The sequence below is a fragment of the Paraburkholderia sp. 22099 genome, from assembly GCF_052045835.1.
In the GTDB taxonomy this organism is placed as follows: domain Bacteria; phylum Pseudomonadota; class Gammaproteobacteria; order Burkholderiales; family Burkholderiaceae; genus Paraburkholderia; species Paraburkholderia terricola.
On record NZ_JBQEPU010000006.1, the window covers coordinates 167,264 to 187,638 of the forward strand.

Genomic DNA, 20,375 nt, shown 5'->3' on the forward strand with positions numbered 1-20,375 from the left:
CCCATCGCGCGGAAACCCCCGCCGTACAGGGCTTTTAAAGAGGTGCAACCATCCGTCGAGCAGGGTTGCACCTTTTTTTTGGGAAGCGTAGGATTCGCTCAACTTTTAGTCTTTCGCCAGCGCGATTCGTCTGGTATCCGAAGAAGGAAACATGGCTAGCACCACCCTTGGCGTCAAGGTCGACGACCTCCTGCGTTCCCGGCTGAAAGATGCCGCCACCCGCCTCGAACGCACTCCGCACTGGCTGATCAAGCAGGCGATCTTCGCGTACCTCGAAAAGATCGAGCACGGCCAGTTGCCTCCCGAACTGTCGGGCGCAACCGGTTCGGCCGACCTGGCCGACGGCGTTGCGGTCGAAAACGACGAAGACGGTGCCTCGCACCCGTTCCTCGAGTTCGCGCAAAACGTGCAGCCGCAATCGGTGCTGCGCGCGGCGATCACCGCCGCATACCGCCGTCCCGAGCCGGAGTGCGTGCCCTTCCTGCTCGGTCAGGCGCGCGTGCCGGCCAATCTCGCGGGCGACGTGCAAACCATGGCCGGCAAGCTCGTCGAGGCGCTGCGCACCAAGAGCAAGGGCGGCGGCGTCGAAGGGCTGATCCACGAATTCTCGCTGTCGAGCCAGGAAGGCGTGGCGCTGATGTGTCTCGCCGAAGCGCTGCTGCGCATTCCCGACCGCGCCACGCGCGACGCGCTGATCCGCGACAAGATCAGCAAGGGCGACTGGAAATCGCACGTCGGCCAGGCGCCGTCGCTGTTCGTCAACGCCGCCACCTGGGGCTTGATGATCACCGGCAAGCTGGTGACGACCAATAGCGAAACGAACCTTTCGTCGGCGCTCACCCGTTTGATCGGCAAGGGCGGCGAGCCGTTGATCCGAAAGGGCGTCGACATGGCGATGCGTCTGATGGGCGAGCAATTCGTCACGGGCGAGAACATTTCCGAGGCGCTCGCCAACAGCCGCAAGTACGAAGCGCGTGGCTTTCGCTACTCGTACGACATGCTCGGCGAAGCCGCCACCACCGAAGCCGACGCGCAGCGCTACTACGCGTCGTACGAACAGGCGATCCACGCAATCGGCAAGGCCGCCGGCGGCCGCGGCATCTACGAAGGCCCGGGTATCTCGATCAAGCTCTCGGCGCTGCACGCACGCTACTCGCGCTCGCAGCAGGAGCGCACGATGAGCGAACTGCTGCCGCGCGTGCGCTCGCTGGCGATCCTCGCGCGCCGCTACGACATCGGCCTGAACATCGACGCCGAAGAAGCCGACCGCCTCGAAATCTCGCTCGATCTGCTCGAGGCGTTGTGCTTCGATCCCGAACTGGCCGGCTGGAACGGCATCGGTTTCGTGGTGCAGGCGTATCAGAAGCGCTGCCCGTTCGTGATCGACTACATCGTCGATCTGGCGCGCCGCAGCCGTCACCGGATCATGGTGCGCCTCGTGAAGGGCGCGTACTGGGACACCGAAATCAAGCGCGCGCAAGTGGACGGCCTCGAAGGCTATCCGGTCTACACGCGCAAGATCTATACGGACGTGTCGTATCTCGCCTGCGCGAAGAAGCTGCTCGGCGCGCCGGACGCGGTTTATCCGCAGTTCGCCACGCACAACGCGCATACGCTTTCGGCGATCTATTACCTCGCGGGCAACAACTACTATCCCGGCCAGTACGAGTTCCAATGCCTGCACGGCATGGGCGAGCCGCTCTACGAGGAAGTCACCGGCCGCGACAAGCTGAACCGTCCGTGCCGCGTGTATGCGCCGGTCGGCACGCACGAAACGCTGCTCGCGTACCTCGTGCGCCGTCTGCTTGAAAACGGCGCGAACACGTCGTTCGTGAACCGCATCGCCGATGAAAACGTCGCGATCAAGGACCTGATCGCCGACCCCGTCGAGGAAGCATCGAAGATCGTGCCGCTCGGCGCGCCGCACGCGAAGATTCCGCTGCCGCGCCACCTGTTCGGTTCGGAGCGGCTCAATTCGATGGGCCTCGATCTGTCGAACGAGCATCGGCTGGCGTCGTTGTCCTCAGCGTTGCTCGCGAGCGCGCATCATCCGTGGCGCGCCGCGCCGATGCTCGACGACAACGAAATCGCCGTGGCTACCCGTGGTGTCGCACGCGACGTGCGCAATCCGGCGGATCACCGCGATCTCGTCGGCACGGTGATCGAAGCAACCTCGGAACACGTGAGCGCGGCCCTGGCGCACGCGGTTGCCGCCGCGCCGATCTGGCAGGCCACGCCGGTCGACGCGCGCGCCGATTGCCTCGCGCGTGCCGCCGACCTGCTCGAAGCGCAGATGCACACGCTGATGGGCCTGGTCGTGCGCGAAGCGGGCAAATCGCTGGCGAACGCGGTGTCGGAAATCCGGGAAGCGATCGACTTCCTGCGCTATTACTCCACGCAGATCCGCAGCGAATTTTCCAACGACACGCACCGTCCGCTCGGTCCTGTCGTCTGTATCAGCCCGTGGAACTTCCCGCTGGCGATTTTCATGGGCCAGGTGGCCGCGGCGCTCGCCGCCGGCAACACGGTGCTCGCGAAACCGGCCGAGCAAACGCCGCTGATCGCCGCGCAAGCCGTGCGCATTTTGCGCGAAGCCGGCGTGCCGACGGGCGCGGTGCAACTGCTGCCGGGCGATGGCGAAACGGTCGGCGCTGCACTGGTCGCCGATCCGCGCACGCGCGCCGTGATGTTCACCGGCTCGACCGAAGTCGCGCGGCTGATCAACAAGACGCTGTCGAATCGCCTCGATCCCGAAGGCAAGCCGATTCCGCTGATCGCCGAAACCGGCGGCCAGAATGCGATGATCGTCGACTCGTCGGCGCTCGCCGAGCAGGTGGTGGCGGACGTGCTGCAATCGTCGTTCGACTCCGCCGGTCAACGGTGTTCCGCGCTGCGCGTTCTTTGTCTGCAAGACGACGTCGCGGACCGCACGCTCGAGATGCTGACGGGCGCGATGCGCGAACTGGCCGTGGGCAATCCCGATCGCCTGTCGATCGACGTGGGACCCGTAATCGACCTCGACGCGAAGCGCGGCATCGACGCGCATATCGCGGCGATGCGCGAGAAAGGCCGCAAGGTCGAGCAACTGCCGATGCCGGAAGGCGGCGCGCAAGGCACCTTCGTGCCGCCGACGCTGATCGAGCTCGACAGCATCGACGAACTCAAGCGCGAAGTGTTCGGCCCGGTGCTGCACGTGGTGCGCTACCGCCGCAGCCAACTGGACAAGCTGCTCGAACAGATCCGCGCGACGGGTTATGGCCTCACGCTCGGCATTCATACGCGCATCGACGAAACCATCGCTCACGTGATCGGCCGTGCGCATGTCGGCAACATCTACGTGAACCGTAACGTGATCGGCGCGGTGGTCGGCGTGCAGCCGTTCGGCGGCGAGGGCTTGTCCGGCACGGGACCGAAGGCGGGCGGCGCGCTGTATTTGCAGCGTTTGCTGGCGACGCGTCCGGCCGGCTTGCCGAAGTCGCTCGCGCAGGCGCTGGTCGCGGATGCACCGAAGGCTGCCGAAAACAGCGACAATCCGTCCGCCGCATTGACCGCGCTGCGCGACTGGCTGATCGACGAACGCGAGCCGCAACTGGCCGCACGCTGCGACGGTTATCTGTCGCATATGCCGGCGGGCGCGACCGCGGTATTGTCGGGGCCCACCGGCGAGCGCAACACCTACACGCTGGGCGCGCGCGGCACGGTGCTGTGTGTCGCGTCGACGGCGAGCGGCGCGCGCGTGCAGTTCGCCGCGGCGCTGGCTACGGGAAATCGCGCCTTGTTCGACGGCGCGGCTGGTGAACAATTGGTGTCGCGGCTGCCCGCGCCGCTCAAGCCGTATGCGAGCGTGAAGAAAAGCGCCGATACGCCTTTCGACGCCGTGCTGTTCGAAGGCGACAGCGACGAACTGCTGACGCTGGTGAAGGAAGTCGCCAAGCGTCCTGGGCCGATCGTCTCGGTGCAGGGTGTCGCGGCGGGTGCGCTGGAAAGCGGCGACGAGGACTACGCGCTCGAGCGTCTGTTGACGGAACGCTCGGTCAGCGTGAATACGGCGGCAGCCGGCGGTAATGCGAATTTGATGACGATCGGCTGAGCGAACCTCGTCGATTCCCTCAATAAAACGGAAGCGGTACGGCGACCCCGAAACCGCTCCATCCACACCTGGTACCAAGGAGAAGCTATGCAACACAAGATGAAACAGCTGGCAGGCGCAGCGCTGGTTGCGGCAATGTCGCTGGCGGGGACGGCCAACGCTCAATCGACGGAAGACGTGAAGATCGGCTTCGCCGGTCCGATGACGGGCGCGCAGGCGCACTACGGCAAGGACTTCCAGAACGGCATCACGCTGGCGGTGGAAGACATGAACGCGACCAAGCCGGTGATCGGCGGCAAGCAGGTTCGCTTCGTGCTGGATTCGGCCGACGACCAGGCCGACCCGCGCACCGGCACGACCGTCGCGCAGAAGCTGGTGGACGACGGCATCAAGGGCATGCTCGGCCACTTCAATTCGGGCACCACGATTCCGGCTTCGCGCATTTACGCGAACGCGGGCATCCCCGAAATCGCCATGGCGACGGCGCCGGAATACACGCAGCAAGGCTTCAAGACCACCTTCCGCATGATGACGTCCGACACGCAGCAAGGTTCGGTCGCCGGCACGTTCGCGGTGAAGACCCTCGGCATGAAGAAGATCGTGATCGTCGACGACCGCACGGCCTACGGCCAGGGTCTCGCCGATCAGTTCGAAAAGGCCGCGAAGGCCGCCGGCGGCACGATCGTCGATCGTGAGTTCACGAACGACAAGGCCGTGGACTTCAAGTCGATCCTGACCAAGCTGAAGTCGGCCAACCCCGACCTGATCTATTACGGCGGCGCGGATTCGCAAGCGGCGCCGATGGTCAAGCAGATGAAGGCGCTCGGCATCAAGGCGCCGCTGATGGGCGGTGAAATGGTCCACACGCCGACGTTCATCAAGCTCGCGGGCGACGCGGCGAACGGCACGGTGGCATCGCTCGCCGGCTTGCCGCTGGAAGAAATGCCGGGCGGCAAGGACTACGTCGCGAAGTACAAGAAGCGTTTCAACGAAGACGTGCAAACGTATTCGCCGTACGCCTACGACGGTGCAATGGCGATGTTCGACGCGATGAAGAAGGCGAACTCGACCGATCCGGCCAAGTACCTGCCGGTGCTCGCCAAGACCTCGATGCCGGCGGTGACGTCGGCGAACCTTGCGTACGACAGCAAGGGCGACCTGAAGAACGGCGGCATCACGCTGTACAAGGTTGTCGACGGCAAGTGGACGACGCTGCAAAGCGTGGGCGGGAAGTAAGCACGGTTTTGCTGCTTGTTTCGACGGTCATGGGAACCCCGCTTCGGCGGGGTTTTTTTATGGTGGCCGGACACATGACGGGCTTGAGTTCCCGTAGGTCGCCTTCTCCCGAAAAAAAGTTCATCGACAATGCGTTGGGAGGCGCGAAATCAACACCGCGCGTTTCGTACGAGAGGCGTCGTATAATGGGAGGTGCGGTTGTCGATACCAGGCAAATACAGGCAAGTGAAGCGGGCAGTCATTGCTGCACTCAGGTCGGGGCGGTTTCAGCATGAGGCCCGATCTGGCATCAATGTGAAAAACCTTTTGTCGACTGGACAAATCAGCGCTCAGTTCGTCGAGGCCCTCATCACCCGTAGCGACGGCACGCAATATCGCTCGTCACCTCACCACAGCATTGCGTCGATTGATGTCCATATCATCGAATCCGGCGGCTGGTACGTGAAGTTTTACTTCGTGGGCGATCCGGAAACCGTGTTTATCAGCGTGCATCAGTGAGTTAAGCCATGAAGATGAAACTGTACGAGGAAGGCGACAAAAGCAGGGCGATCTGCAGCCATTGCAAGCAGCTCGTGAGCACGACGTTCGCCCGGCGTGACGTGCCATTCAGCGACGGCAAAGGCGAGGTGAAGAACATCCTCGCGGCGGTGTGCAACGTGTGCGACCGGGTCGTGGCGGTTCCCGCGCAGTCCACGCCGGCTATTCGGGAAGCGCGGCAGAAGGAAGTCAGACCGATCGAGGCCCAATTGCCGGCCATCTATCTGGACATTCTCGACCTGGCCGCTTATATGGTGGACGGCGCGAGTTCAACCGAGTTTCGCAAGGTGCTCATGACGCTTTATTTGCATCGGTTTGCATCCGGCGAATATCCGCGCGCAAGGCTGATAAAGGCGCATCGGTCGGCGTCTGAGCGTTTCAAGGAGCGCCGCGGCGCGGCACGCCGGCGCCTTTCGATGAAAGTGACGCCTCGCATCGCCGAAGATTTGAAGACGTTGATGCACGACACAGACATGAGCCAGACTGAAGTCATCAAGTCTGTCATCTATCAAATTCAAGCCGACGTGATCGAATCGCACAAGCCGGCACTGATGAAGGAACTGGGCGCGTTGTCGGTGATATACGCATAGCCCATGTGCTGTATGCCCGGGCGAAATGCCCAGCGGGTCACGTTGAGCCGCTGCGCATCCCCCACAAGCCCCCAGCCCCTCACTCGCCGCGCAGCTTCCTCCCCTGCTCCCGAATCTGCTCCAACGTCGCGCCCGGCGTGCTCGCCTCCTGCGGCATCCGAATCTCGATCAACGCCGCGCGTTTCGCCTCCATTGCCCGATGCAGCGCCGGAATGAATTCGTCGGTGCGCGTCACCGTTTCGCCATGCGCGCCGAACGAGCGCGCGAACGCCGCGAAATCCGGGTTCGTCAGCCCCGTGCCGTGCACGCGATTCGGATAGTGCCGTTCCTGATGCATGCGGATCGTGCCGAAGTGACCATTGTTCACGACGATGAAAATCACATGCAGGTCGTACTGCATCGCGGTGGCCAACTCCTGCGCGGACATCATGAAGCAGCCGTCGCCCGCAAGCGCCACCACGGCACGCTGTGGATACATCGACTTGGCCGCGATCGCCGCCGGCACGCCGTAGCCCATCGCGCCGCTCGTCGGCGCGAGTTGCGAACGATAGTGGCGATACGAAAAATGCCGATGCAGCCACGTCGCGTAATTGCCCGCGCCGTTGGTGAGAATCGCGTCTTCCGGCAGATGCGCGCGCAATTGCTCGATCACTTCGCCCATTTGCACGTCGCCGGGAATCGGGCGCGGCTTGCGCCACTCCAGATACGCGCGATGCGCTTCTTCCGCCGCTCCGCTCCACGGCAACGCATCCGCCGATGAAGGCTGCAACGCCGCAAGCATCGCCGCCAGTTCCGGCATGCCCGAGACGATCGGCAAGTCGGCGGCGTACACACGCCCCAGCTCTTCCGCGCCTTGATGCACGTGCACCAGCGTCTGCTTCGTCTTGGGAATGTCGAGCAGCGTGTAGCCGTTCGTCGTTGCCTCGCCTAGCCGCGGACCGAACGTGAGCAGCAAATCCGCATCGCGGATACGCTGCGCCAGCGCCGGATTGATGCCGAGGCCGACGTCGCCGGCATAGTTCGGGTGTTCATTGTCGAGCGTGTCCTGGAAGCGGAACGCCAAGCCGACCGGCAGCCGCCAGTTCTCGACGAAGCGTTGCAGATCCACGCACGCCTCAGGTGTCCAGCCGCTGCCGCCCGCGATCAGCATCGGCCGTTGCGCGCGTTCGAGCAACTCGCGCAGCTTCTCGATTTGCGCGGCCGACGGCGATGCCGCCACGCGTTGATAAGCCGGCGCGCCGGCGACGAGCGCACAGGCATCGCTCAATACGTCTTCCGGCAACGACAGTACGACCGGCCCGGGCCGTCCCGATGTCGCGGCATGGAACGCATGACTGAGATATTCGGGAATGCGCGTGGCATCGTCGATTTGCGCGACCCACTTCGCCATCTGACCGAACATGCGCCGGTAGTCGATCTCCTGAAAGGCCTCGCGATCCAGATGCCCGCGCGCGCACTGGCCGATCAGCAGAATCATCGGCGTGGAATCCTGAAACGCGGTGTGCACGCCGATCGACGCATGCGTCGCCCCCGGCCCGCGCGTGACGATCGCCACGCCAGGGCGGCCGGTCAATTTGCCGACGGCCTCGGCCATGTTCGCCGCGGCCGCTTCGTGACGGCAGACGATGGTTTGAATGCGCTCGGTTTCGTCGTGCAGCGAATCGAGAACAGCGAGAAAGCTCTCACCTGGTACGCAGAAAACACGTTCGACGCCGTGCGTCAGCAAGGCATCGACGATGAGACGCGCGCCGGTGGCGTGCGCGGCGGCGGAAGAGTCAGAAGCGAGCGGCATTGCGATGAAGCCTCCAGGCATTGCGATGGGTGCGATCGGGTTTGCCGCATCCGGCTTGATCAAGCCAAATGCGCGAACCGACAGCTTACGCCGAGCGCGCATGCGATGCCACGATTCGGCGCGAGCGGCGAAGCGCCGACGGCGCGGCAATAAAAACGCGGGCCGTGGCCCGCGTCGTCCTTCGCCTTAAAGCGCCGCGTTCAGCACTCGACGATATTCACCGCCAACCCGCCGCGCGACGTTTCCTTGTACTTGGTCTTCATATCCGCGCCGGTTTCGCGCATGGTCTTGATCACCGAATCGAGCGATACGTAATGACTGCCGTCGCCGCGCAAAGCCATGCGCGCCGCGTTGACCGCCTTCACCGAGGCCATCGCATTGCGCTCGATACACGGAATCTGCACCATGCCGCCGACCGGATCGCACGTCAGCCCGAGATTGTGTTCCATGCCGATTTCCGCCGCGTTCTCGACCTGCCTGGGCGTGCCGCCCATCACGGCGGCGAGCGCGCCGGCCGCCATCGAACAGGCGACGCCGACCTCGCCCTGGCACCCCACTTCCGCGCCCGAAATCGACGCGTTCAGCTTGTACAGAATGCCGATCGCCGCCGCTGTCATCAGGAAGTCGATCACGCCCTGCTGATTCGAGCCTGGCATGAAGCGCGTGTAGTAATGCAGCACCGCCGGAATGATGCCGGCCGCGCCGTTGGTCGGCGCGGTGACGACACGCCCGCCCGCCGCGTTTTCTTCGTTCACCGCGATCGCGTACAGATTGATCCAGTCGACCATCGACAGCGGATCGCGCAGCGCAAGCTCGGGATTGCCGGACAGCGCGCGATACAACTGCGGCGCGCGGCGCTTCACCTGGAACGGGCCGGGCAGATTGCCGTCGGCGTCCGGGTTGTTGATGCCGCAACCGCGCGCCACGCACGACTGCATCACGTCCCAGATCTTCAGCAGGCCCGCGCGCGTCTCTTCTTCCGTGTGCCACACGCGTTCGTTTTCCCACATCAATTGCGCGATGCTCTTGCCGGTCGACTCGCACAGCGCGAGCAACTCGTTGCCGCTGCGAAACGAATGCGGCAATTGGTCGACGGCGCTCAGCACCTTGGTATTCGGCGCGCCGGCCGTCACCACGAAACCGCCGCCCACCGACAGATACGTCGACTCGCGCAACGTCTCGCCTTGCGCATCGAACGCGCGCAGCGTCAGGCCGTTCGGATGCTCGGCCAGCGCCTGGCGATAAAACGAAATATGGTCTTTCTGCACGAACGGCACCTCGTGCGTGCCGAGCAAGGCGAGCTTGCGCGAGCTTCGCACCGCGTCGAGCCGCTCTGCGATCGTGTCCGGGTCGACGGTGTCGGGCGCGTCGCCCATCAGGCCGAGCATCACGCCGCGATCCGTGCCGTGGCCCTTGCCGGTCGCGCCGAGCGATCCATACAAGTCCACTTTCACCGAGGCGGTCGCATCGAGCAGCCCATCGCGTTCGAGCCCCTGAACGAACATCAGCGCCGCGCGCATCGGCCCGACCGTATGCGAGCTGGACGGACCAATGCCGATTTTGAAGAGGTCGAACACGCTGACTGCCATTACTGCTCCTGCTGATGGAAAGTTGGTTTAGCGCGCCGACAGCGGCAAACACACGGCGAGCCATGCGGGCGGCGTCGGTGCGAGCTGTAGCGCGATCGGCGTATAGCGTCCGTCGAGACGCGCCGCCAGGTGAAACAGTTCGGTCGCGTTCTTCGGATCCCATTGGCCCGAATAGCCCGGCAAGCCGGCCTCGCGACGTTTCGCATCGAACGGGACGCTCGAACGCACGAATTCCTCATGCGTCTTGCTGCCGTCCGCATACGGCGTGAGCCAGTTAAGCGCGGCTTGCAGCGACGCGCCGTTCAGCCCCTTCTCCGGCAGCCAGTTGCGGTTGTGGCGGCGGGCGGACAGCGCGGCCGTGACGAGCGGCTGCAAGTCGTAGGTGACGTAGTGCAGCGCGTCGCGTTCGCCGAAATCGACGGTCGATCCGTCCGGCGCGATGTTGTCGCCGATATGCTCGACGAACAGACGTTGGGCCGCGTTGATCATCTTGCGGTTGTCGAGCGTGAACGCGGCCATTGCGATCAGCTTGATCCGGTGGCTCTGCCAGTTGTTCCGGTAGGTGCCCTTCAACGGACGCGGCTGCGCGTCGATCTGCTCGATGTAGCCGTTCGCGAGTTTCGTCAGAAAGGCCATCGACGCGTTGCGCGTTTTCACGGGCAGCGCGCTCGCGGTCATGTCGTAGGCGAGGATCAGGCCTTCGAAACGCGTTTCGTCGATCGGGTTGAAACCCGGTTGATACGTCGTGACCCACGCGAACAGCAAGCGGTCGACGAGCTTGAGATAACGGTCGTCGCTGGTGGCGCGCCACGCGAGCGCGGCGTCGCGCAAAAGATCGAGATCCTTCTCCGCCTCGACGCTTTGATCGTAGATGCCTTCATGCGGCAGCGAACCTTCGGTGTGCAGCCTGGCCTGCGCATGCGGCGGGTCGTTCAGATGCGCCAGCACGTTGCTCACCAGCGCCTTCACGCCAGGATCGGCGTTCGTGCGTTCACTGGTTTGCAGCGCGGGCGCTGCACAAAAATTCATCGCGGCCTGCGCTTGCCCGAGCGGCAGCAGCACGGCTGCGCCAGCCAGCCAGAGCGCCCACGCCTGCTGCCGCATGTGGGTTCGCCTTGCTTCGGCCCGGCTTTGCATCAATCGCACCTTTCGCGCCATGCGAAACTCCTCGTTAGGCTGATTCGGTGTGTGATGTTAGCCGTTTGCGGCCATGAACGACAGAAGCGCGGACGGCGCCGCGCACCGCCCGCCTACGGCCCGCGGACAGTGCGCGGGCAACTCGCCCTTACTCGTAGTCCGCGACCGGCACGCACGAACAGAACAGATTGCGGTCGCCGTACACGTTGTCCGCGCGGCCCACCGGCGGCCAGTACTTCTTCGCGATCAGCGTGGGCAGCGGATATGCGGCGGTTTCGCGCGCATACGCATGCGTCCATTCGTTGGCGATGACCACCGCCGCCGTATGCGGCGCGTGCTTGAGCGGATTGTCCTCGCGGTCGGAGCGGCCGTCTTCGACCGCGCGGATTTCCTCGCGGATCGCGATCATCGCTTCGATGAAGCGGTCGAGTTCTTCCTTCGACTCCGATTCGGTCGGCTCGACCATCAACGTGCCCGGCACCGGGAAGCTCATGGTCGGCGCGTGGAAACCGTAGTCGGCGAGGCGCTTGGCGACGTCGTCGACGGTGATGCCGCTCGTCTCCTTGATGGGACGCAGATCGAGAATGCACTCGTGCGCGACCAGTCCACCCGGGCCCGAATACAGCACCGGATAATGCGGCGCGAGTTTCTTCGCGACGTAGTTCGCATTGAGAATCGCGGTTTCGGTGGCGGCCGTGAGATTCTTCGCGCCCATCATCGCGATGTACATCCACGAGATCGGCAGAATCGACGCGGAGCCATACGGCGCGCCCGACACCGCGCCGATGCCGTTCGGCGCGCGCTCATAACCCGACGAAATCTGGTTCGGCAGAAACTGCGCGAGATGCGCGCCGACCGCGACCGGACCGACGCCCGGTCCGCCGCCGCCGTGCGGAATGCAGAAAGTCTTGTGCAGGTTCAGGTGCGAGACGTCGCCGCCGAACTGGCCCGGCGCGGTCAAGCCGACCATTGCGTTCATGTTCGCGCCGTCCACGTAAACCTGGCCGCCGTGCGCGTGCACGATCTCGCAGATTTCACGCACGTTCTGCTCGAACACGCCGTGCGTGGACGGGTACGTGATCATGATCGCCGCGAGCTTGTCGGCGTGTTGACCGGCCCTCTTCTTCAGGTCTTCGATATCGACGTTGCCTTGCGCGTCGCAGGCGACCACCACGACCTGCATGCCGGCCATTTGCGCCGATGCCGGGTTGGTGCCGTGCGCCGAAGCCGGAATCAGGCACACGTTGCGATGCGCTTCGCCGCGCGACGCGTGATAAGCGTGGATGATCAACAGACCCGCGTACTCGCCTTGCGAACCCGCATTCGGTTGCAGCGACACCGCGGCGTAACCGGTGGCCGCGACCAGCATTGCTTCGAGCTGATCGATCATCTCGCGGTAGCCGACGGTTTGCTCGGCCGGCGCGAACGGATGGATCTGACCGAATTCGGGCCACGTGACCGGCAGCATTTCGGAGGTCGCGTTCAGCTTCATCGTGCACGAGCCGAGCGGGATCATCGAGCGGTCGAGCGCGAGGTCCTTGTCCGCCAGGCTGCGCAGATAGCGCAGCATTTCCGTTTCCGAATGATGGCGATTGAATACGTGATGCGTGAGATACGCGCTAGTGCGTTCCAGCGCGGCCGGCACCGAGGCGGCGTTCGACGCGGCGACGGCCGCATCGAGCGCATCGATTTGCGGTACGTCGCTGACGAAGGCCGCTTGCGCGAACACCGCGAGCAGGTCGGCCAGATCGCGGCGCGAAGTGGTTTCGTCGATCGACAGGCCGACTTGCGTGTCGCTCACGCGGCGCAGATTGATGCGCCTCGCGGTTGCGGCGTCGTGCAGCGCTTGCGTGCGCGCGCCGGTTTCGAACGTCAGCGTGTCAAAGAAGGTTTCGTTGACGAGCGTGTAGCCGAGTTGCTTCGCGCCCTCAGCCAGCAGCGCGGCGATGCGATTCACGCGCAGCGCGATCGTCTTGAGACCGTGCGGCCCGTGATACACCGCGTACATGCTGGCCATGATCGCGAGCAGCGCTTGCGCGGTGCACACGTTCGAGGTCGCCTTCTCGCGGCGGATATGCTGCTCGCGCGTTTGCAGCGCGAGACGCAGCGCGGGATTGCCTTGCGCGTCGACCGTCACGCCGACCAGACGCCCCGGCATTTGACGCTTGAACTCATCGCGCACCGCGAGGTAAGCCGCATGCGGGCCGCCGAAGCCGACCGGCACGCCGAAGCGCTGCGTATTGCCGACGGCCACGTCCGCGCCCCATTCGCCCGGCGGCGTGAGCACGGTGAGCGCGAGCAGATCGGCGGCGACCACCACATGGCCGCCTGCCGCGTGGATCGCCTCGGTGAGCGCGCGGTAGTCGCGCACGTCGCCGTTCACGCCCGGATATTGCAGCAGCACGCCGAACGCGTTGGCGTTCGCGGCTTCGGCGGCCGGGCCCACTTTCACTTCGATGCCGACCGGCGTGGCGCGCGTCTTCACCACTTCGATGGTTTGCGGCAGTACGTCGTCGGCGACGAAGAACACGTTCGACTTCGGCTTGCCGATGCGTTGCAGCAGCGTCATCGCTTCGGCGGCGGCGGTCGCTTCATCGAGCAGCGACGCGTTCGAGATCGCGAGACCCGTCAGGTCGACGATCATCTGCTGGAAGTTCAACAGCGCTTCCAGACGGCCTTGCGAGATTTCCGGCTGATACGGCGTGTAAGCCGTGTACCACGCCGGATTTTCGAGCACGTTGCGCAAGATCACCGTCGGCGTGTGCGCGTTGTAATAGCCCTGCCCGATGTACGAGCGGAACACCTGGTTCCTGTCCGCGAGTTCGCGCAGCGCGGCGAGCGCTTCGGCTTCGCTCTTCGGTTGCGCGAAGGGGCCGAGCGGCAGCGTTTCGGTGCGGCGGATCGTCTTCGGAATGACGGCGTCGATCAGCGCGGCGCGCGACGCGAAGCCGAGGGCTTCCAGCATCGACTGCTGGTCGGCCGAATCCGGGCCGATGTGCCGTTCGGCGAAGGCGTCGTGCACTTCGAGCGCGGCGAGCGAGAGAGGAGTGCGGTTCATCAGACGATCCGGGTGTTCGAGCTTCATGGTGTTCCTGGCGGTGCGGCGCGCCACGCCTCGTGGCCGCCGCACCTGACGGTTTAAACGAGTAGGTGTATCAGGCGCCGATGGACTTTGAGTACGCGTCGGCGTCGATCAGACGATCTTGCGCGGCGTCCGAAGCGGGCTTGATCTTGAAGAGCCAGCTTTCGTACGGCGCGGTGTTGACCGAATCCGGCGTGTCGGCCACGGCCGTATTCGCCTCGATGATCTCGCCCGAGACCGGCGCGTAGATATCGGAAGCGGCCTTCACCGATTCGATCACCGCGACGGTGTCGCCGGCGGTCACGGTCTTGCCCAGTTCCTGGACTTCGAAAAAGACGATGTCGCCGAGCGCTTCCTGCGCGTGGTCGGTGATGCCGACCGTCAGCGTGCCGTCCGCTTCGGTACGGACCCATTCGTGCGATTCGGTGTATTTCAGATCGGCCGGGATGCTCATCGGATGCTCCTATGCGGTGTGATTCGGTATGGGCTTAAAAGATATGACGCACGCGCCGGCTGCTTAAACCGCGAGCACTTTGCCGTTGCGCACGAACGGCAGTTTTACCACGCTTGCGGGAAGGGCTTTGTCGCGGATCTGCACGTGAACGGTGTCGCCTGGCTGCACGCCTTTCGGCACGCGCGCGAAGGCGATCGATTCCTGCATGGTCGGGGAAAAAGTGCCGCTGGTGATCTCGCCAACGCCCTGCGGCGTGACGACTTTTTGATGAGCACGCAGCACGCCCGCCGCCTTGCCGTTGTCCTTTTGCAGGATCAGGCCGACGAACGCCGCCTTCGAGCCCTCGGCTTCCAGCTTGCCCTTGCCGACGAAGTCGCGCGGCGAGGCCAGGTCGACCGTCCAGGCGAGGCCGGCGTCGAGCGGCGAGACGTTGTCGTCCATGTCCTGGCCGTACAGGTTCATGCCGGCTTCGAGGCGCAGCGTGTCGCGCGCGCCGAGACCGGCCGGGCGCACACCTTGCGCTTGCAGCGCGTTCCACAGCGCGATTACGTGATCGGCCGGAACGATGATTTCGAAGCCGTCTTCGCCGGTGTAGCCGGTGCGCGCGACGGTCAGCTCGCCGAACGGCGTTTCCATGATGCGCGCGGCGTTGAAGGGCTTCAGCGCTTCGGTGGCGGCGCGCGCGGCCGGCACGGTTTGCCAGGCTTTTTCGCGCGCGTTCGGGCCTTGCACGGCGACGATCGCGTAATCGCGGCGCGGCGTGATGGTGAGGCCATAGCTGCCTTCGGCGTTGAGCTGGCCGAACCAGGCGATGTCCTTGTCGGCGGTGCCCGCGTTCACGACCACGCGAAAGTGGTCCTCGCCGAAGTAATAGACGATCAGATCGTCGATCACGCCGCCATTCGGATTCAGCAGACAGGAGTACAGCGCGCGGCCCGGCGTTTGCAGCTTGCCGACGTTGTTCGCCAGCGCATATTCGAAGAAGGCGCGCACGCGCTCGCCGGTGAAATCGACGACGCACATGTGCGAGACGTCGAACATGCCGGCGTCGGTGCGCACGGCGCGGTGTTCGTCGATTTGCGAGCCGTAGTTGACGGGCATGTCCCAGCCGCCGAAATCGACCATGCGGGCGTTGAGCGCACGATGGGTGGCGTTGAGCGGGGTGTGTTTGAGTTCGGTCATGGGGCCTCTGGCATCTCGCGAAACAAAAAAGGCCATGCGGCGCGACGCCTCGCGGCGTGTGCCTGCGAGCGTGGTTCTGCATGACCCCTCTGTCCTCGATACCTGAGAGATTGCGCTGCCGCGGCCGGCTTGCCGGATCACGGTGAACGCGCGCCCCTTCGGTGGGCAGCTTGCCGAACCTGCACGCTTTAGACGATGCAGACGGCTACTGCCGCTCTCCAGAGTGCGAAAAACCTGGGCCTCGATGTTGCCTGGACGCGGGTTTTTCGACGCGGTCGGTCCTTTTGCCTGAGAGTTTGCGGGTGTGCCCCTTCGGCGGCGCGGCCTGCGGTTTTCAGCGGCCAGCGCGCTCTCCCGACGCGTGCGGCGAATGTACGCGAGGGCCGGGGGCTTGTCAAATAAAGGCCCGCAAGGGGCGTGGCGGTTGACGCGGCGGGATCCCGCGCATCAAAAAAAGCGCGCGGGAGGTGGCGCCGCGCGTGCTTGCTGCTGATTTTCATGCTCGAAGCCGAGCTGGCGCGACGGGCGCTGATCGCGCGACTATTCGCCGACGGCGCGCGCCGCGTTGTCCAGTTCCTGATTCAGCACGCGCTGTTCGTCGCCGGACAGGCCGCCGCCGTGTTGCGCGGCCATGTCGCGCGCTTCCTGGCGGATCACGTCCAGCCGGTGATGCAGCGCGCCGCCTTGCGGTGGCGGGTAGTAGCCCTGATTCACGCGGTTGTCGATGCGGCGGCCCAGGTTGTCGATGCGGCCTTCGACCTGGTGCAGACGCTGGTCCGCGATCTGCTGCGGGCTGGGACGCGGCGCCGATGCGGGTTGCGGCGCCACCACGCAGGCGGCGAGCGAACTGAGCAAGGCGCAGGCGGCAAGTGCGCGAATGAGACGGGGCATGGGCTCTCCAGAAGTCGTTGTCGTTTCTCGTACTGCTGGAGTAGCAACGGCTCACCGAAGCGTCCCGCTGACCGGGCGCGCGGCGTTATTTGTAACGTTATGTTCCTTTCGGGACCGTCAGGTTTTCTGTCCGCGCGGCGCTGCGCACGCAACCAGTCAACGAATGCGCTCGAACGGCAACCGGATGCCTTCTTCCGAACTGCGCGCCGCAAGCTCGATGATCGTCATCACGTCGACCGCGTCCTGAGGGCTGACGGGGAACTTCACGCCGTTCTGGATCGCGTCGGCCAACGCGACATAGAAACCGACGTAATCGCCATTGCGCGTCGGCACTTCGCGCTCGACTTCCCGATCGCCTTCCAGCACACGCATGATGCCCGCCGCGTTGCCCGCGCCGAAGCCGTCGTCGCCTGGCCGCAAGCCGGCCTTCAACTGGTCTTCCTGCGTGTCGAGCTCGTATTTCACATAGCTGCCGCGCGTGCCGTGGATCGCGAATCTCGGCGCGATCAGCGCGGTCAACGCGCTCGCATGCAGCACCACCTCGGACCCGCCGTACCCCAACTGAATGTGCACGTAGTCCGGCGCGCTCGCCTGGTCGCGATGCGTGCGCACCGTGGCCGACACGGTTTGCGGCGGGCCGAACAGCGCCAGCGCCTGGTCGATCAGATGCGGGCCGAGGTCGAACAGCAGGCCGCCGCCGCGCGAAGCCTCCTCGCGCCAGCGCTGCCTCACCTCCGGACGGAAGCGGTCGAAATGCGATTCGTATTGCGTGACGCGGCCCAGCTTTCCGCTGGCGAGCAGGTCTCGCACAGTCAGAAAATCGCCGTCCCAGCGGCGGTTGTGAAATGGCACGAACAGCTTGCAGTGAGCGAGTGCGATGTTGGCGAGCGTATGGGCGTCGGCGGCGCTCAATGTGACCGGCTTGTCGACCACCACGTGCTTGCCCGCTTCGAGCGTGCGGCGCGCGAGGTCGAAGTGCGTGTCGTTGGGCGTCGCGATCACGACGCACTCGATTTCGTCGAGCGCCAGCAGCGCGTCGAGATCGGCCACCACCTTGGCGTGCGGATAATCGGCGAGCGCGCGCTCGGGCTGGCCCGTGGCGATGGCCGCGACGCTCGCGCGCCCGCAGTGGTCGATCACCGGCGCATGAAAGGTCGCGCCGGCAAAACCGTAACCCATCAATCCAATCTTCAGCGATGCGGACATGCGTGTCTTCCTGCAAAAACGGCGCGCCGCTTTGCCACCGCGGCGGCGGCGCGCAACGACGTAATTGTGGCATGGGCTGCCGGGAGACGGTTGGCGGCGGGCCTGGAAGACCGGCTGAGCGCATGCGCGTCGGGGTGCCTGGTCGCTGTTTTTATCGCACTCAGCCGCCGGAGACTTCCGTGTTAACATCGCTCCTCTCGCGCGAATCGCTGCCAGCCGGAATGCCCCTCTGTCCCACACGAGGCGCCCGTTCCAGCCGCTGCGGCATGCCCCCGGGCCTCGGTCCTGACGACTCCGCAGCCAAGCGCTCCCAAACCGCCGCGCTCAACCGCATTACCCATCCACAGACGATGTCCGCAGGCCTGAACCCCGCTCAAAATGAAGCGGTCCGTTATCTCGACGGTCCGTGTCTCGTGCTCGCCGGCGCAGGCAGCGGCAAGACGCGCGTGATCACGCAGAAAATCGCGCACCTGATCGAAGCCAAGGGTTTCGAGCCGCGCCACATCGCCGCCGTCACGTTCACGAACAAGGCCGCGGCGGAAATGCGCGAGCGCGTGGGCAAGCTGCTCGAAGGCAAGACGCTCACCACGCCCGGCAAGGAAGGCCGCAAAGTGCCGGTCAACCAGTTGACGGTGTGCACCTTCCACTCGCTCGGCGTGAAGATTCTGCGGCAGGAAGCGGAACACGTCGGCCTGAAGCCGCAGTTCTCGATCATGGATTCGGACGACTGCTTCGGCATGATCCAGGAGCAGGTCGGCTCCACGGACAAGGGCTTCATCCGCAAGATCCAGTCGATCATCTCGCTGTGGAAAAACGGCCTGATCATGCCGGAAGAAGCGATCGCGATCGCCGCGAACGAGGATGAGCATCAGGCCGCGATCGTCTATCGCAACTACGTGGCGACGCTGCACGCGTATCAGGCGGTGGATTTCGACGACCTGATCCGCCTGCCCGCCGAGCTCTTCGCGAACAACGAGCCGGTGCGCGATCGCTGGCAGAACAAGCTGCGCTATCTGCTGATCGACGAGTACCAGGACACCAACGCCTGCCAGTACGAATTGCTCAAGCAACTGGCCGGACCGCGCGCGGCATTCACGGCGGTGGGCGACGACGACCAGGCCATCTACGGCTGGCGCGGCGCGACGCTGGAAAACCTCGCGCAACTCGGCAAGGATTTCCCGAAACTGCATCTGGTGAAGCTCGAGCAGAATTACCGCTCGACGGTGCGCATTCTCACCGCCGCGAACAACGTGATCGCGAACAACCCCAAGCTGTTCGAGAAGAAGCTGTGGTCCGAACACGGCATGGGCGACTCGATCACCGTCACGCCGTGCAACGACGAAGAGCACGAAGCCGAGTCCGTGGTTTTTCGTCTGTCGGCGCACAAGTTCGAACGGCGCGCGAATTTCCGCGACTACGCGATCCTGTATCGCGGCAATTTTCAGGCGCGCATCTTCGAACAGGTGCTGCGGCGCGAGCGCATTCCGTATGTGCTGTCCGGCGGCCAGTCGTTCTTCGATAAAGCCGAGATCAAGGACATCTGCGCGTATCTGCGCCTGATCGCCAACGCGAACGACGACCCGGCGTTCATCCGCGCGATCACCACGCCGCGGCGCGGCGTCGGCAATACGACGCTCGAAGCGCTCGGCGCGTTCGCGGGCCAGGCCAAGGTGTCGCTGTTCGAAGCGGTCTACATGGGCGGGATCGAAGCCCGCCTGTCGCCGCGCCAGATCGAGCCGATGCGCGTGTTCTGCGATTTCATGCAGCGCCTCACCGATCGCGCGGAAAAAGATCCGGCCGGCCCGCTGCTCGACGAACTGATGGACGCGATCCATTACGAAGCGTATCTCTACGACACCTTCGACGAACGCCAGGCGCAGTCCAAGTGGCAGAACGTGCTGGAGTTCATGGAGTGGCTCAAGCGCAAGGGCACCAAGGCCGAATCTGACGGCGCGGCGCAAGGCGAGGCCACCGGCTACGACACCGCCGACGGTCTCGGCGACACCGGCAAGAATCTGCTCGGCCTGATCCAGACCGTCGCGCTGATGTCGATGCTCGAAGGCCGCGAGGAAGATCCCGACGCGGTGCGTCTTTCGACGGTGCACGCGTCGAAGGGGCTTGAGTATCCGCACGTGTTTCTGGTCGGCGTCGAGGAAGGCATCATGCCGCACCGTGGCGGCGCCGAGGACGAACCGATCGACGACGCGCGCATCGAGGAAGAACGCCGCCTCATGTACGTCGCGATCACGCGGGCGCAGCGCAGCCTGCATCTGAACTGGTGCAAGAAGCGCAAGCGCGCGCGCGAGACGGTGGTGTGCGAGCCGTCGCGCTTCATCCCCGAAATGCTGCTCGGCGATGCTCCGCCGCCCACCGCGGAAGAAGCGCCGATGTCGCCGAAAGACCGGCTCGCGAGCTTGAAGGCGCTATTGCAGAAGCCTTGAGCGCGCACGCCGGCGCGCTCGATTTGCTCGCTTCGTTCGCTTCGTTCGCTTCGCTCGCAAGACCCCGCGCGCGGCAGGTGCTTCGGCGGTTTTGCCAGGCGCTCGCGCTACAGTGGCGCGGCTCGTCAATGAACCGTTGACGGCCGTT

General features: G+C 64.7%; 13 protein-coding genes and 2 riboswitches. Of the genes, 5 read left to right on the plus strand and 8 right to left on the minus strand.

Annotated features, from left to right (window positions below; all coding sequences use genetic code 11):
• Positions 1 to 151: 151 nt before the first annotated feature.
• The 4 genes from putA (at position 152) to ACTJLC_RS08350 (ending at position 6,453) form a co-directional block, all read left to right on the plus strand.
• Positions 152 to 4,090, plus strand: a complete 3,939-nt coding sequence (putA, locus tag ACTJLC_RS08335; protein WP_440843566.1) for a trifunctional transcriptional regulator/proline dehydrogenase/L-glutamate gamma-semialdehyde dehydrogenase — start codon at positions 152 to 154, stop codon at positions 4,088 to 4,090.
• A gap of 87 nt (positions 4,091 to 4,177) precedes the next feature.
• On the plus strand, positions 4,178 to 5,326 hold the full coding sequence (locus ACTJLC_RS08340) for a branched-chain amino acid ABC transporter substrate-binding protein (RefSeq protein ID WP_073427832.1): 1,149 nt from the start codon (positions 4,178 to 4,180) through the stop codon (positions 5,324 to 5,326).
• Positions 5,327 to 5,551: 225 nt separating this feature from the next.
• Complete coding sequence (locus ACTJLC_RS08345) at positions 5,552 to 5,824, plus strand: hypothetical protein (protein ID WP_436263790.1); 273 nt, start codon at positions 5,552 to 5,554, stop codon at positions 5,822 to 5,824.
• Between the two features lie 8 nt (positions 5,825 to 5,832).
• Positions 5,833 to 6,453, plus strand: a complete 621-nt coding sequence (locus ACTJLC_RS08350; protein ID WP_200799505.1) for a hypothetical protein — start codon at positions 5,833 to 5,835, stop codon at positions 6,451 to 6,453.
• A gap of 79 nt (positions 6,454 to 6,532) precedes the next feature.
• Here ACTJLC_RS08350 and ACTJLC_RS08355 read toward each other — a convergent pair whose 3' ends face one another.
• The 8 genes from ACTJLC_RS08355 to ACTJLC_RS08390 all read right to left on the minus strand — a co-directional run bounded on the left by ACTJLC_RS08355 (position 6,533) and on the right by ACTJLC_RS08390 (position 17,786).
• A complete protein-coding gene (locus ACTJLC_RS08355; RefSeq protein WP_440843569.1) occupies positions 6,533 to 8,245 on the minus strand; it encodes a thiamine pyrophosphate-binding protein in 1,713 nt (570 codons plus the stop codon).
• Between the two features lie 200 nt (positions 8,246 to 8,445).
• Positions 8,446 to 9,834, minus strand: a complete 1,389-nt coding sequence (locus ACTJLC_RS08360) for an L-serine ammonia-lyase (RefSeq protein ID WP_440843571.1) — start codon at positions 9,832 to 9,834, stop codon at positions 8,446 to 8,448.
• Between the two features lie 27 nt (positions 9,835 to 9,861).
• A complete protein-coding gene (locus tag ACTJLC_RS08365; protein WP_440843573.1) occupies positions 9,862 to 10,992 on the minus strand; it encodes an alginate lyase family protein in 1,131 nt (376 codons plus the stop codon).
• Positions 10,993 to 11,119: 127 nt separating this feature from the next.
• Positions 11,120 to 14,056 carry an aminomethyl-transferring glycine dehydrogenase gene (gene gcvP / locus ACTJLC_RS08370; protein ID WP_440843575.1) on the minus strand — a complete coding sequence of 979 codons (2,937 nt, stop codon included), beginning with the start codon at positions 14,054 to 14,056 and terminating at the stop codon, positions 11,120 to 11,122.
• Between the two features lie 70 nt (positions 14,057 to 14,126).
• Positions 14,127 to 14,507: a glycine cleavage system protein GcvH gene (gene gcvH / locus ACTJLC_RS08375; RefSeq protein ID WP_073427827.1), complete on the minus strand. Its 381-nt coding sequence runs from the start codon at positions 14,505 to 14,507 to the stop codon at positions 14,127 to 14,129.
• A 63-nt stretch (positions 14,508 to 14,570) separates the two neighbouring features.
• Complete coding sequence (gcvT, locus tag ACTJLC_RS08380; RefSeq protein ID WP_310123526.1) at positions 14,571 to 15,689, minus strand: glycine cleavage system aminomethyltransferase GcvT; 1,119 nt, start codon at positions 15,687 to 15,689, stop codon at positions 14,571 to 14,573.
• Positions 15,690 to 15,768: 79 nt separating this feature from the next.
• Positions 15,769 to 15,921, minus strand: a riboswitch (glycine riboswitch).
• 42 nt (positions 15,922 to 15,963) lie between these two features.
• A riboswitch (glycine riboswitch) is annotated at positions 15,964 to 16,048 on the minus strand.
• Between the two features lie 181 nt (positions 16,049 to 16,229).
• On the minus strand, positions 16,230 to 16,580 hold the full coding sequence (locus tag ACTJLC_RS08385; protein WP_310131214.1) for a hypothetical protein: 351 nt from the start codon (positions 16,578 to 16,580) through the stop codon (positions 16,230 to 16,232).
• A gap of 156 nt (positions 16,581 to 16,736) precedes the next feature.
• Entirely contained in the window at positions 16,737 to 17,786 is a 1,050-nt protein-coding gene (locus ACTJLC_RS08390; protein WP_440843578.1) for an oxidoreductase, read from the minus strand.
• 350 nt (positions 17,787 to 18,136) lie between these two features.
• Here ACTJLC_RS08390 and ACTJLC_RS08395 point away from each other — a divergent pair, with 350 nt between their 5' ends.
• Positions 18,137 to 20,227, plus strand: coding sequence for a UvrD-helicase domain-containing protein (locus ACTJLC_RS08395; protein ID WP_440843637.1), 2,091 nt, complete (start codon positions 18,137 to 18,139; stop codon positions 20,225 to 20,227).
• Positions 20,228 to 20,375 lie beyond the last annotated feature (148 nt).

Bases quoted from the DNA above. Each gene is read 5' to 3' on its own strand.
- putA (WP_440843566.1), top strand. From the start codon at position 152: ATGGCTAGCACCACCCTTGGCGTCAAGGTCGACGACCTCCTGCGTTCC.
- ACTJLC_RS08340 (WP_073427832.1), top strand. From the start codon at position 4,178: ATGCAACACAAGATGAAACAGCTGGCAGGCGCAGCGCTGGTTGCGGCA.
- ACTJLC_RS08350 (WP_200799505.1), top strand. From the start codon at position 5,833: ATGAAGATGAAACTGTACGAGGAAGGCGACAAAAGCAGGGCGATCTGC.
- ACTJLC_RS08355 (WP_440843569.1), bottom strand. From the start codon at position 8,245: ATGCCGCTCGCTTCTGACTCTTCCGCCGCCGCGCACGCCACCGGCGCG.
- ACTJLC_RS08360 (WP_440843571.1), bottom strand. From the start codon at position 9,834: ATGGCAGTCAGCGTGTTCGACCTCTTCAAAATCGGCATTGGTCCGTCC.
- ACTJLC_RS08365 (WP_440843573.1), bottom strand. From the start codon at position 10,992: ATGGCGCGAAAGGTGCGATTGATGCAAAGCCGGGCCGAAGCAAGGCGA.
- gcvP (WP_440843575.1), bottom strand. From the start codon at position 14,056: ATGAAGCTCGAACACCCGGATCGTCTGATGAACCGCACTCCTCTCTCG.
- gcvH (WP_073427827.1), bottom strand. From the start codon at position 14,507: ATGAGCATCCCGGCCGATCTGAAATACACCGAATCGCACGAATGGGTC.
- gcvT (WP_310123526.1), bottom strand. From the start codon at position 15,689: ATGACCGAACTCAAACACACCCCGCTCAACGCCACCCATCGTGCGCTC.
- ACTJLC_RS08385 (WP_310131214.1), bottom strand. From the start codon at position 16,580: ATGCCCCGTCTCATTCGCGCACTTGCCGCCTGCGCCTTGCTCAGTTCG.
- ACTJLC_RS08390 (WP_440843578.1), bottom strand. From the start codon at position 17,786: ATGTCCGCATCGCTGAAGATTGGATTGATGGGTTACGGTTTTGCCGGC.
- ACTJLC_RS08395 (WP_440843637.1), top strand. From the start codon at position 18,137: ATGTCCGCAGGCCTGAACCCCGCTCAAAATGAAGCGGTCCGTTATCTC.